We start from the raw sequence: 12,939 nt of genomic DNA, 5'->3' as shown, positions 1-12,939 counted from the left end.
CCGCCAATAAAACCAATACCAGTAATGATGCCTTGCAACATTTTTGATTGAGCTTCTGCGCCATCTAAAACCGACATAGCAATTAATGCATATCCACACGATGCAACAGCAACAAGAGGAAAGGTACGAAGGCCTGCGCCATCATTACTACGCTCTCTGTCGTATGCCATGGGTAGTGCAAGTAGGTATGCAATACCTAAGTGTATTAAGTTATCAATGATTTCATTCCACTGTAAATCAATTTCCATTATTGAGCCTGTGCTGGTTAACTTTGTTAATAATAAGCAAACAGCAAGCCATGGAATAAATTACTAGTAATCAATGGTTTATTGTTAATATCTATATTTAACAAGAATTATTGAGGAAACTTTTACATGTTTTTATTACTATTTTACGCAATAGTTAATTTGATCTGAGTTTTAAAGCCCCGTATTCTTTTATCCAGACTAAAAGACACCTATGTGAATCTCTTGCCTTTAAATAAAACATTAAGCACACCCACTAAGCTTGAAAAAACAGCCTTACTATTTTGCGTTGGGTTATCTGTTATTGCTTTTTTATTTCCTGAATTACTCACAGAGCACTTACAACCCGCTATTAATAAAATTTTAGGTTATTTAGGGTCGCCATTTTTTATATTGGTAAACTTGTTACTTTTTTCTGTGATAGCTATTGCTATAAGCCCATTAGGGCAACGAAAAATAGGAGGAACGCAAGCACTTGTTGAGTTTAGTACCTTTGGTTGGCTTTCTATGTTGTTTGCAGCAGGAATGGGCTCAGGACTTATATTTTGGGGAGTAGCAGAGCCTGCACTACACACAGTTAACTCGCCTTTAAAGCAAAGCTTGTATCCCAACCACAAAACAAGTGGTTTGGCACTTACACTAGTTAATTGGGGCGCGCATGCATGGGCGCTCTATGCAGTATTTGGCTTGGTATTAGGTGGGCTTACTCGCAATAGTGGTACAGCGGGCGATATTAGTGCTCCTGTGATCAGTGCAACTAAAGGCGTTATTAATCGGGCTTGGCAGTTACAGTTGAGCTTTAGCATTAAATTAATTGCCATACTTGCAATATTTTTTGGTGTTGTGGGCACAATTGCTAATTCAACTTTATTACTGCGTAAAGGGCTCGAGCTTGAGCTAGGGGTTGAGTCTGCTTTATTTTCGGGGTTTATTATTATTTTTTTAATTGCGCTGCTTTATACTACTTCTGCAAAGTTGGGGCTTAAAAAAGGAATTCAAACTCTTAGTAAATTTAATGTGTTTTTAGCATTTGCACTTATAGCATGGCTATTAATTTTTGTGCCTATACAGCCAATTATAGATATAGCAATAGGCGGTACATGGGATTACATTCAGCTCATAACCACAGGTACATGGCAGTTTGAAAGCGTACTTAATGACCCAGCATGGGCAACAGGTTGGACATACAATTACTATTTTTGGTGGTTAGCTTGGGGCCCGTTTGTTGGTGTGTTTTTGGCAAAAATTAGCCAAGGACGGCCGGTTTGGCAATACATTTTAGGTGTCGTATTTGTACCAACCTTTGTGACTATTATATGGTTTAGTGTGTTTTCGGGCTCTGCAATTGCGTGGGATCAAACTCACAATGCAGGCATTTTAGATGCTATTAAAGCCGATTATACGCAAGGGCTGTTTGTATTTTTCGAGCAATTAGGCTGGCAAGGCGGTCTATTAATTTGGTCAAGTTTATTACTTCTACTCATTTTTGTAGCCACATCAGCAGACTCTGCTGTTTTGGTTATTCGCCAATTAAGTGGTGCAAGTGAAGATCAAACATGGAGCTTGTATGCTTGGTCGTTTGCACTAGGTTTATGCGCTTTTGTTTTGTTAGTACAAAACAATGAACCATTAAACAGAAGCGTTGCTATTATTGGAGCGCTTCCTTTTTTAATTATATTTATATTGCAATTAATTGGTTTTATTAAAGAGTTCATACGTGAATTTAAGCACTAAGGCTTACATTTATTTACAATGCTATTTTTAAAATTGTATATAATTTAGGTAATTATATTGGTGGGGTTAATAATGCGTACTTTTTTGATTATTCTATTTTCAAATGTATTAATTGGTTGCGCTGCTGCGGGTATAATTTTAGATGGGGCAGCGCGCTCTCAACCTGGCCCAGTAAATGCGGGGCCTGTTGTAAAAGATAAAGAGGGCTTTAGCTTTACTAAACTCGGTGTTGAAGCCGATATGGCTATAGTTGAATTTATTAAAGGTAAGGGCAATAACAATACTGTACAAGTATGCAGGCAAGTGAGTAAAGTATTGAAAGAGTGTGTAGAGTTAGAAAAGTCATCCCTACACACTAATGAGCCTATGCAGTTAAAAACTGATGATGAAATAATAAGTGTTGGTCAATAAAGCTGCTTATAAAAAAGTAGCTATGATCGTAGCCTGCTTGCATTTCAAGTGTAAGCGGGTAGCCTTTTTTATCAGCAATAGCGACTAAGTTCTCTGGCTTAAGTTGCTCTTGTAAAAAGCCATCTGCATCACCTTGACTCACTAACATGGGTAAGTAATGAGCTTGCTCTGCGTTTTTCATCAGCTCGCAGCTATCATATTGTGCCCAAAGCGCTTTACCATTTCCTAAATATCCAGTAAATGCTTTTACACCCCAAGGACATTCAATCGGATTTACAATAGGGCTAAAAGCCGAAGCACTTACAAACGCAGTCGGGTTTTTAAGTGCGACCATTAATGCACCGTGCCCGCCCATAGAGTGACCGCTAATTGCTTTTGTGCTTGTGACGGGAAAATGTTGTTCAATAAGTGCTGGTAACTCACTAACAACATAATCGTACATATTAAAATGGGTGTTGTAAGGAGCTTGCGTGGCATTTACGTAAAAGCCTGCGCCTTGTGCAAAGTCGTAACTGTCTTCATTGGGTACGTTCTCGCCACGCGGGCTGGTGTCTGGCGCTACAATAGCAATACCTAACTCGGCAGCTTTTTTAAATGCGCCTGCTTTTTGCATAAAGTTTTCGTCGGTACAGGTTAAACCTGATAACCAATAAAGTACCGGTACTTTATTTGCTTCACTTGCGCCAGGTGGTAAAAATACGGCAAAGCGCATAGTGCAATGTGTACTTTGCGAGCTGTGAGTATATTGTTTATGCCAACCGCCAGACACTTTTACACTTGAGATATTTTCTAACATACTTAATCCTTAAAAGCCGCAAACTTAAAAGTATTACGGCTTATTCTTAAACGTGCTTAGCAGTTATCAGTAATGAATTACTGTACGAATACTTTTGCCTTCGTGCATTAAATCAAACGCTTCATTAATATCTTCAAGGCCCATTGTGTGAGTAATAAAGTCGCTAAGAGCAAATTCCCCCGCCATGTAACGCTCAACAATTTCAGGAAGTTGTGAACGGCCTTTAACGCCACCAAATGCACTACCACGCCATACACGCCCAGTTACTAGTTGAAACGGGCGGGTTGATATTTCTTGGCCTGCACCCGCCACACCAATAATGACTGACTCTCCCCAACCTTTGTGGCAACACTCAAGCGCTGAGCGCATTACGTCAACATTACCGATACATTCAAACGAATAGTCAACGCCGCCGTCTGTCATTTCAACAATAACTTCTTGAATTGGCTTGTCGAAATCTTTTGGGTTAATTAAATCAGTTGCACCTAGTTTTGTAGCTAAATCGAATTTAGTGGTGTTTATATCAACACCAATAATACGACCAGCACCGGCCATTTTTGCGCCAATAATCGCAGACAAACCAATACCGCCTAAGCCAAATATAGCAACAGTGTCGCCAGGTTTTACTTTAGCTGTGTTTGTAACTGCGCCCATGCCCGTTGTTACACCACAGCCTAGTAAGCAAATCTCTTCTAGTGATGCTTCTTTGTTTACCTTAGCGAGTGAAATTTCTGGCAATACAGTGTACTCAGAGAATGTTGATGTACCCATGTAGTGATAAATTGGTTGGCCGTCTTTAAAAAAGCGTGTAGTGCCGTCTGGCATTAGGCCTTTACCTTGTGTTTCGCGCACGGCTGAACACAGATTAGTTTTACCTGAAGTACACATTTTACATACGCCACATTCTGCAGTGTATAAAGGAATAACATGATCTCCAACTTCAACACTCGTTACGCCTTCGCCAACAGCATAGACAACACCAGCGCCTTCGTGACCTAAAATAGCAGGAAATATGCCTTCAGGATCTTGGCCTGATAATGTAAATGCATCGGTATGACACACACCTGTAGCGGTAATTTTTACCATGACTTCGCCTTTTTTAGGCATCATCACATCAACTTCTTCAACACTAAGTGGTTGATTAGGACCCCAAGCAATGGCAGCTTTTGATTTAATAAATTCAGACATGTGTTTTATTTCCTTTAACTGGCTATTAAAAAATAATTGTAGACCCAATTTGCTTGGGTGATGTGCTTATTGTATTTGTTTCTCAAATAATGATAATCTCAATTTTATTAAAACACTTTTACAGTATGGTAATAATGGCGCGTTGGAATGGAATAGATGAGTTTATAGCTGTAGGGGAGGAGGGCAGCTTTACTGCGGCTGCAAAAACGCTTGGGCTTTCGGTTGCGCATATTAGCCGCCATGTAACAGCGCTTGAGCAACGTTTAAATACACAACTATTAACTCGTACAACCCGTAAAGTGGTTTTAACCAAAGAAGGCGAAGTGTACTTACATCAAATAAAGCACTTACAACATGCTATGGATGAAGCAACTCAAGGCCTTGCTCAGCAACAAAGCACACCAAAAGGTAAAATAAAGCTCACAGCACCAGTTATGTACGGAGAGAGCTTTATTATGCCCATAGTGCATAACTTTATGAAGGATCATCCCGAGGTCGAAGTTGTTGCCACACTAAGTAACGAACAAGAAAACTTATTAGAGGGCGGATTTGATTTAGCCATAAGGCTAGGGCATTTAAAAGATTCGAGCTTAAAAGCGCGTAGGTTAAGTGCGCGGCGTTTTATTATGTGCGCGGCACCACAGTATTTAACGCGATTTGGTGAGCCGCATACTTTAGGCGAGCTAAACAGCCATGAATGTTTAATTGGGAATAGTAGCTACTGGCGCGTAAACGAAAATGGGCGCGATAAACACATTAAAATAGCGGGGCGGCTACAGTGTAATAGTGGTTGGGCGCTGGTGGATGGCGCAAAAAAGGGGCTCGGTATTGTACAGCTCCCAGACTACTACATTGAAAACGAAATTAACTCCGGGCAATTGGTGCCTATTTTAACACCCTATCAACCACAGCAAGAAGGAGTATGGGGCGTGTATCCGCCAAGGCAGTTTGTGGCTACTAATGTACGGGTATTGCTCGATTATTTAGTCAACGGGCTTAAAGCTTAACCGCGAGTTAATGGTTAAATACATATTGCTGTAAATATAGCCAAGTATCAGATTTTTAAATTATTTCTTACATTTCACGCCATACCCAAAGGCACTTTTTTCGTGCTACTATTGCTCAATACTTTTACGATAAGTGTTAAAAATAATATGTTTCAACCGGTTAGCTTATTTATAGGGCTTAGATATAGTCGCTCCTCTAAAGGAAATGCGTTTATATCGTTTATTTCGTTTTTTTCTATTGCCGGTATCGCTATTGGTTTAATGGCATTATTTACGGTAAGCAGTGTAATGAACGGGTTTGAAAATAGCCTAAAAACCAATATGCTTGGACTTATTCCGCATGTTGAAGTTAGCGCAGGTAAAAATACTGCCACCCAAATGGGCACCCTTAAAACTGACCTCGAACAATCTCCTTATGTTGATCATGTAAGCTTATATCGCCACGGCGAAGCTATTTTGCAAACGAATAAAGACTTGCACGGTGTTTTACTACAAGGCCTTTATAACGATAGTGGTTCTTTGTATAAAATTACCGATAAAATAGTGCAAGGCGATTGGAAAACTGTATTAAACAAAAATTACAACATTGCTATAAGCCGTTATTTGAGTCGTAAATTAGGCGTTAGCGTGGGTGATAAGCTTCGTGTTATTATGCCTAATGCTTCAACGTATACACCTCTTGGGCGAGTACCCAGCCAGCGTTTATTTAAAGTTGCCGCAATATATGAAACCGGATCTGAGATAGATATGGCACTTGCGTTTACGAGTGGCGCTTCACTACAGCGGGTGTTAAAGCTGGATAAAAACACTGCACCAAATTTAAGTGTTTCATTGCACGAACCTTTCGAACTAGATGAATTTATTGAAGCAAGCCAACGTATTTTACAAGATCATAATTATAGTGATTGGCGCAGCACTCAAGGTACTCTATTTGCAGCCGTTGCTATGGAAAAGCGCATTATGTCTATGTTGCTTGCCCTCATTGTATTGGTGGCTGTATTTAATATTGTATCGGCATTAACCATGATGGTAAGCGAAAAACAAGGTGAAGNGTAGCCATACTACAAACGTTAGGTTTAACACCTTCGCAAGTGCAAAAAGTGTTTATGGTGCAAGGCTTATATAACGGTGTAATTGGTACCGCAATAGGCGCATTTTTAGGTGTAATATTTAGTTTATATATAAATGAGCTACTTGCATTAGTGGGCTTAAACTTACTGGCGGGTATAGAGCTTCCGGTAAAATTTGATATTTTGAGTTTAGTAATAATAGCGTTTGCCAGTATTGCTATGAGCTTTTTAGCTACCTTATATCCTGCGCGTAAAGCCGCAAAAGTAAAACCAGCAGAGGTATTACGTTATGAATGATTTAGTAATTAGTTGTGAAAATTTAAGTAAGGTTTATCAAGATGGCAGCAACCAAGTTGAAGTATTAAAAGGCGTTGATTTAGCGCTTCAGCAAGGTGAAATGCTCGCTATTGTGGGGAGTTCTGGCTCTGGTAAAAGTACGCTTTTACACATACTTGGCACATTAGATACCGCAAGCTCAGGTAGCGCTAAAATTAAAAACCAAGAAGTTGCAAAACTTTCGCGAACAGAGCAAGCCGCATTTAGAAACCAAAATTTGGGCTTCATCTATCAATTTCATCACTTATTAATGGAGTTTAGCGCAGTTGAAAACGTGGCTATGCCATTATTAATTAAAGGCTTGAGTGCAAAAGAAGCCAAAGCTAAAGCGCTCGATATGCTCGAAAAAGTAGGTCTTGCACATCGCAGCTCGCATAAACCATCTGCGCTTTCTGGTGGAGAGCGCCAGCGAGTGGCTATTGCCCGCGCACTGGTTACTAAACCTGCGCTTGTGCTTGCTGATGAACCAACCGGTAATTTAGATAAACAAAATGCGATTAAAATTTACGATTTAATTAATGAGCTTAACCAAAGCTTAAACACGAGTTTTGTGGTAGTTACACACGATTTAGAACTTGCCGATAAGCTAGGTAAAATAGCTTATTTAGACGATGGAAAACTAGCTATTAAAGAGTCGCAGCATGTTGCTTAGTGCATTTTTAAGTAAACGTTTTAGAGCCTATTCAGGCCACAAAGATGAAAAAAACGGCTTTGTTAGTTTTATCGCTAAAGCGTCGACTATTGGTATTTTATTAGGTGTCGCGGTTTTAATTGTGGCGCTGTCGGTAATTAATGGTTTTGAGCAGCAACTAGTACATAGATTGCTAAGTGTTGTGCCGCAGGTTGAATATGTAGCACCAAGTAGACCCATCGCGAATTGGTCGCAAAAAGTTGAGGATTTACAAACACAACCGCATGTAACAGGGGCTGCGCCATTTATTGCAGTTAATGGGATGGCGCAATATAAAAGCCAGCTAAAAGCGATAGAAATTCGAGGTGTTGAGCCATCGCTCGAGAGTAATGTATCGGCGGTAAATCAGTTTACCAGTGGTAAGTTAGTGAGCCAGTTAGGCCTTGACGATGTAATTTTAGGTAAGCAAATAGTAAAACAGTTAGATGCAAAAGTAGGCGACAACATTACGTTACTTATTCCGCAAATAGGCCAAAAAGGTCAGTCATTATTAGCGCCTAAACGCGTAACACTTAACCTTGCAGGTGTTATAGAAATGAGCGGCCCCATTGATAGTAACGCTGCGTTTATACATCTTAATAAAGCGCAGCAAACATTGGGTTACGATGAAACTCAAGTAACAGGGCTGCGGTTAAGTGTTGATGATGTGTTTTCGGCGCACCAAATAGCGCTAAAAGTGGGCCAAACTATTGACGACTACGTGTATGTTTCCAGTTGGTTTAGAACCCAAGGCAGCCTTTATCAAGATATTCAAATGGTACGTACCATTGTTTATATTGTGGTGTTTTTAATTATAGCGGTAGCCAGTTTTAATATTGTGTCCTCCTTGGTGATGGAAGTACGCGAAAAACAAGGCAATATCGCAATTTTAAAAACCATGGGCGCGAAAGACAGTACTATTTTAGCCACCTTTGTAATGCAGGGCTTAATGCAAGCATTTGTAGGCGTGGCACTAGGAACACTAATTGGTGTGGTATTAGCGCTTAATATAAGTGAGCTTTTTACGTGGATAAGCCAATTATTTGGAGCCAATCCACTTGAGGGCGTTTATTTTATAGAGTTTTTACCAAGTAAATTAGTACTTGAAGACATTGGTATTACAGTGATTGTTACGTTTGTGCTTGCGATACTTGCCACTATTTATCCTGCATGGCAAGCAACGCGCGTTGATCCTGCCAAGGTGCTTGGTAACTAGGTATAAGAAGCTCAGATAAAAATTAATAGGGTGGTATTAGTAAACCTGTTAAACTAGGTGCTTATTTAAAATTAAGCAATAACTGCTTGGTTGCTATACCTCACTTTGGGATTTACTTTGACTAATAACGATATTTTACGCCGCATTCGCTACACTTTTAACTTAACTGATACTGCTATGGTCAATGTTTTTGCATCAGCAGAGCATACGGTCACCAAAGAGCAAGTAATTGCATGGTTAACTAAAGAAGGTGAAGAGGCTTTTACCCCAATAAGTGATACTGAGTTTGCTAGCTTTTTAAATGGGTTTATTAATACCCAACGTGGCAAACGCGAAGGTGAGCAACCAGAGCCTGAGAAAAAGCTAAACAACAATATTATCTTTATGAAGCTACGTATTGCTTTAAATATGAAAGCAGAAGATGTTATAGCAACACTTGCACTTGTTGATTTTGATTTAAGTAAACATGAGTTAAGCGCATTTTCTCGAAAAGTAGATAACAAACATTACCGTGTTTGTAACGATCAAATATTACGTTTGTTTTTAACCGGCGTACAAAAGCAACAACGTCCAGAAGAGTCTGCTGAGTAACTGGTTTTAGCTAATTAGCTTTTAGTTAGTGGGTTTTTTGCGTGCGCAATGCAGTATAAAACCCATTAATTGTTATATTTTTAAACAAACCCACACCTAACCTAATACTTCTAAAATTCCCTTTTGAAAATATAAAAACTCACTTGGCACTGTTCCGATTTTAAATCTGTGAATTTAAATTCATCTTTAATAAATAAAAATCAAACTTCTAATCAAAAATAATTCACGTAGCTCGCGTTAAATATCTCAATTTTTCATGCTAAGGTAATAGTTAATTATATTAAATTAAGACCTTAAAGCATGAATCATAAACTTGATCACGTTTACTTTAACATCTGATAAATACTTTTATTATTAACACGGAAGAATAATTATGAATTATATCCATAGCACAATCGCACAATTAAAAAATAGTAGTCCTGCACAATGCGAGTTTTATCAAGCCGTTGAAGAAGTACTTGAATCACTCGAACCTATCTTAGAAAACTCAGAAAAATACAAAAAAAATGCCATTATACAACGCTTAGTTGAGCCCGAACGCCAAATTATGTTTAGAGTTCCCTGGGTTGATGACGAAGGCAATATCCAGGTAAATAAAGGCTACAGAATTGAGTTTAACTCTGCACTTGGCCCCTATAAAGGTGGCTTACGTTTTCACCCAAGTGTGAATGCCAGCATAATTAAATTTTTAGGGTTTGAGCAAATATTTAAAAATGCTTTAACAGGTTTACCAATCGGTGGTGGTAAAGGCGGGGCAAACTTTGATCCAAAAGGGCGCTCAGATGCTGAAATAATGCGTTTTTGCCAATCATTTATGAGCGAGCTCTATCGCCATATTGGCCCTACAACCGACGTACCCGCTGGAGACATTGGAGTAGGGGCGAGAGAAATAGGTTACTTGTTTGGTCAATATAAGCGTTTGACTGGGCGCTATGAAGGTGTTTTAACAGGTAAAAGCTTATTGTGGGGTGGATCGCTTGTACGAAAAGAAGCCACGGGATACGGCGCTGTTTATTTTGCTGACTACATGCTGCAAGCGCGCGGCGATAGCCTACAAGGTAAGCGCTGCTTAGTCTCGGGCGCAGGTAATGTTGCTATTTATGCTATGGAAAAGCTTTATCAAATGGGGGCAACACCAGTAAGTTGCAGCGACTCTCGTGGCACTGTTTATCATGAGTCGGGTATAGATTTAAATCTTATTAAATGTTTGAAAGAGCAATCGCGCGATTGCTTGAGCGTATATAAACAAACTCACCCCGATGCTATTTATATTCCTGTAAATGACTACCCTAAAGATGGGCATGCTGTTTGGCACTTTAATGCTGCCGCTGCTTTTCCGTGCGCCACACAAAATGAATTAACACAGGCAGACGCTAACGCATTATTATCCGGCGGCTGTTTATTAGTAAGTGAAGGCGCAAATATGCCTTCAACAAAAGAGGCTATAGATTGCTTTATTGCTGCAAAAATTGCGTATGGACCAGGTAAAGCGGCCAATGCCGGCGGCGNGTTGCGACAAGCCAATTAGAAATGGCACAAAATGCGAGTATGCAAAGTTGGACCTTTGAAGAGGTGGATGAAAAGCTAAAACAAATTATGAAAAATATATTTGTTACCGCTAACGATACCGCTACAGAATTTGGTGAGCCTGGAAACCTTTTATTAGGCGCTAACATTGCAGGCTTTAGGCGCGTCGCCGATGCAATGATTGAGCAGGGTGTCGTTTAATATTAAAGCTGAACAATAAGGCTTTAATATAATGTGATTTTAAAACTAGCCATAAAATTGAGTATATTTGGTTAGTTTTAAATATTAACGCCATTAGTGAGCTATAACCCTATAAAGCTGGGCTATAACAGCGTAGGATCAAGTTACTTTCGAATGAAAATTAGGTTTGCACTTTAGGTGCATTAAGACAAAAAATTATGCAACTAACTGCAAAACCATCACTTCCTAATGCGTTACTTATTTCTATTAGTACACCACAATTTAAAGGTGACGAAGCAACAGAGTCGCTTGCAGAGCTTGCTCGTTTGGTGACCACGTTAGGATTTAAAGTAGTAGGTACGCAATCGCAAAAGCAAAGCTCAACTCAAAAAGTTAATGTACTGGGCTCAGGTAAACTAGCTGAAATAGCTCACCTTACCGGTAATAAAGGGATGGTTGAAGACGAGCAAGAAGATAATTTACTTGATGAAGACCCTTTAACCGAAATATCGTCAGAAATTCCATCAGACGAACTTGATTTTGCATGTGCCGATGTAGTGGTATTTGACTGTGATTTAACGCCTTCTCAACTACGTAATGTTGAGAACCAGCTGGGTGTAGAAGTATTTGATCGCACCGGTATTATCATTGAAATATTTAGCCGTCATGCGCGTACTAAAACTGCAAAACTACAAGTTGAAATTGCTCGCCTTAATTATGTAGCGCCACGGCTTCGTGAAACATCAACAGGTGATAAAGAACGCCAAATGGGTAAAGGTGCGGGTGAAACCACACTTGAGCTAAATCGCCGTAAGGTGCGCGATCAATTAGCAGAATTAAAGCGTGAGCTTGTTAGTGTTCAAGATGTAATGATGGACAGACGTACGCAGCGCTCTGAGCTATTCTCAGTGGCTTTAATTGGTTATACCAATGCGGGCAAGTCATCAATGATGCGCGCAATTACAGGTAGTGATGTAGAAGGCGAAAACAAACTCTTTGCAACGCTAGATACCACTGTTCGCGCGTTGTATCCGATTACGCAGCCACGTATATTGGTTTCAGATACTGTTGGTTTTATTAAAAAATTACCTCATGATTTGGTGGCTTCATTTCATTCAACGCTCGCTGAGGCACATGATGCGTCGTTATTGTTGTATGTTGTAGATGCTTCAGATCCTTCTTTTCGCTCACAACTTGAAGTAGTACATAAAGTACTGGCAGAAGTTGGGGTGGAAGGCAGCAAAAAATTATTAGTACTGAATAAGTCAGACCAATTAAGTACTGAGCAGCAGCAGTCGCTAATGGATGAATTTCCTGATGCGATGATGACCTCTACGCGTAATCCAGATGATATTAGTAAATTGCACAAATACATTATTGGCATTGCTCAAGAGGACATGATTGAAGAAGAGATTGTTATACCGTACACAGCTAAAGGTATTGTGGGCGAAATCCGATCGAGTATGAGTGTTGTTAAAGAAGAATATGAATACAGCCACATTAAATTAACAGTGCGCTCGAGTGCGATTGATTTAGAACGTTTAAAAAAGAGAATGCTGAATTTATAATAAATTCAGTACAATTCAGTACATAAAAAGCACAGCCAATTGGCTGTGCTTTTTAGTATTAGTCCTAATATACGCAAATTTAACGCTGCTAGCTCTGAATATAGCTCTGAGATAAATTCCCTATCCGGAGCCTCAGTTACTTAGAGACGAAACTAGGAAAAAGCGTTGTCGCTTAGCTCTTCTTGCATTTGCTCACGCATTTTAAATTTTTGCAGTTTACCTGTTACTGTCATTGGATAGTTTTCTACAAAACGGATATGTCGTGGCATTTTAAAATAGGCTAGTTTGTCTTTTAAAAACTCACGAATTGCTTGCTCATCAAGCACAGCGTCTTCTTTTGGTTGGATCCAAGCGCACACTTCCTCGCCATACCTTTCATCTGTTATACCGAATATGGCAG

At 39.6% G+C, this 12,939-nt stretch carries 10 protein-coding genes and 3 pseudogenes; 9 read left to right on the top strand and 4 right to left on the bottom strand.

Translation table 11 applies throughout. The features are described 5' to 3' along the window. Positions 1-248: MgtC/SapB family protein (locus L654_RS0105510; protein ID WP_024593189.1), on the bottom strand; the 248-nt coding region annotated here is incomplete at its 3' end. A gap of 213 nt (positions 249-461) precedes the next feature. On the opposite strand from L654_RS0105510, the gene L654_RS0105505 reads away from it, so the two are divergent. Both L654_RS0105505 and L654_RS0105500 read left to right on the top strand, forming a co-directional pair. Beyond that, positions 462-1,979: a BCCT family transporter gene (locus L654_RS0105505; RefSeq protein ID WP_024607504.1), complete on the top strand. Its 1,518-nt coding sequence runs from the start codon at positions 462-464 to the stop codon at positions 1,977-1,979. 72 nt (positions 1,980-2,051) lie between these two features. Continuing rightward, a complete protein-coding gene (locus L654_RS0105500) occupies positions 2,052-2,390 on the top strand; it encodes a hypothetical protein (protein ID WP_024607503.1) in 339 nt (112 codons plus the stop codon). On the opposite strand, the gene fghA is transcribed toward L654_RS0105500, so the two are convergent. After that, positions 2,344-3,186 (bottom strand): S-formylglutathione hydrolase, encoded by an 843-nt coding sequence (gene fghA, locus L654_RS0105495; protein WP_024607502.1) that lies wholly within the window; start codon positions 3,184-3,186, stop codon positions 2,344-2,346. The two genes, L654_RS0105500 and fghA, sit on opposite strands and share 47 nt — an antisense overlap. Positions 3,187-3,252: 66 nt before the next feature. Beyond that, a complete protein-coding gene (locus L654_RS0105490; RefSeq protein WP_007375333.1) occupies positions 3,253-4,374 on the bottom strand; it encodes an S-(hydroxymethyl)glutathione dehydrogenase/class III alcohol dehydrogenase in 1,122 nt (373 codons plus the stop codon). A gap of 134 nt (positions 4,375-4,508) precedes the next feature. On the opposite strand from L654_RS0105490, the gene L654_RS0105485 reads away from it, so the two are divergent. The 7 genes and pseudogenes from L654_RS0105485 (at position 4,509) to hflX (ending at position 12,539) form a co-directional block, all read left to right on the top strand. Next, on the top strand, positions 4,509-5,381 hold the full coding sequence (locus L654_RS0105485) for a LysR family transcriptional regulator (RefSeq protein WP_024607501.1): 873 nt from the start codon (positions 4,509-4,511) through the stop codon (positions 5,379-5,381). Between the two features lie 147 nt (positions 5,382-5,528). After that, positions 5,529-6,748 (top strand): annotated as a pseudogene (locus L654_RS01000000125550) (lipoprotein-releasing ABC transporter permease subunit). Continuing rightward, the gene (gene lolD, locus L654_RS0105475) at positions 6,741-7,439 is read left to right on the top strand and encodes a lipoprotein-releasing ABC transporter ATP-binding protein LolD (protein WP_024607500.1); all 699 of its coding nucleotides are present in this window, start codon (positions 6,741-6,743) and stop codon (positions 7,437-7,439) included. Before L654_RS01000000125550 ends, lolD begins: the two are co-directional and overlap by 8 nt. Further along, on the top strand, positions 7,429-8,673 hold the full coding sequence (locus L654_RS0105470; RefSeq protein ID WP_024607499.1) for a lipoprotein-releasing ABC transporter permease subunit: 1,245 nt from the start codon (positions 7,429-7,431) through the stop codon (positions 8,671-8,673). The genes lolD and L654_RS0105470 overlap by 11 nt, the downstream gene beginning before the upstream one ends. 117 nt (positions 8,674-8,790) lie before the next feature. Then, positions 8,791-9,264: a DUF1456 family protein gene (locus tag L654_RS0105465; RefSeq protein ID WP_024607498.1), complete on the top strand. Its 474-nt coding sequence runs from the start codon at positions 8,791-8,793 to the stop codon at positions 9,262-9,264. A 373-nt stretch (positions 9,265-9,637) separates the two neighbouring features. Further along, positions 9,638-10,992 (top strand): annotated as a pseudogene (gdhA, locus tag L654_RS01000000125545) (NADP-specific glutamate dehydrogenase). A gap of 197 nt (positions 10,993-11,189) precedes the next feature. Further along, entirely contained in the window at positions 11,190-12,539 is a 1,350-nt protein-coding gene (gene hflX / locus L654_RS0105455; protein WP_024607497.1) for a GTPase HflX, read from the top strand. A 152-nt stretch (positions 12,540-12,691) separates the two neighbouring features. On the opposite strand, the pseudogene L654_RS01000000125540 reads toward hflX, so the two are convergent. Continuing rightward, positions 12,692-12,939 (bottom strand): annotated as a pseudogene (locus L654_RS01000000125540) (AMP-binding protein); the annotation flags it as partial.

This window comes from Pseudoalteromonas sp. TAB23, assembly GCF_000498075.1.
In the GTDB taxonomy this organism is placed as follows: Bacteria; Pseudomonadota; Gammaproteobacteria; order Enterobacterales; family Alteromonadaceae; genus Pseudoalteromonas; species Pseudoalteromonas arctica.
Note: the sequence above shows the minus strand (reverse complement) of the source record. Positions and strands in the feature narration are given on the sequence as shown.

What these genes read in the sequence shown, in the direction of transcription:
- fghA (WP_024607502.1), bottom strand. Translation starts at nt 3,186, where the DNA reads ATGTTAGAAAATATCTCAAGTGTAAAAGTGTCTGGCGGTTGGCATAAA.
- hflX (WP_024607497.1), top strand. Translation starts at nt 11,190, where the DNA reads ATGCAACTAACTGCAAAACCATCACTTCCTAATGCGTTACTTATTTCT.
- L654_RS0105470 (WP_024607499.1), top strand. Translation starts at nt 7,429, where the DNA reads ATGTTGCTTAGTGCATTTTTAAGTAAACGTTTTAGAGCCTATTCAGGC.
- lolD (WP_024607500.1), top strand. Translation starts at nt 6,741, where the DNA reads ATGAATGATTTAGTAATTAGTTGTGAAAATTTAAGTAAGGTTTATCAA.
- L654_RS0105485 (WP_024607501.1), top strand. Translation starts at nt 4,509, where the DNA reads ATGGCGCGTTGGAATGGAATAGATGAGTTTATAGCTGTAGGGGAGGAG.
- L654_RS0105490 (WP_007375333.1), bottom strand. Translation starts at nt 4,374, where the DNA reads ATGTCTGAATTTATTAAATCAAAAGCTGCCATTGCTTGGGGTCCTAAT.
- L654_RS0105500 (WP_024607503.1), top strand. Translation starts at nt 2,052, where the DNA reads ATGCGTACTTTTTTGATTATTCTATTTTCAAATGTATTAATTGGTTGC.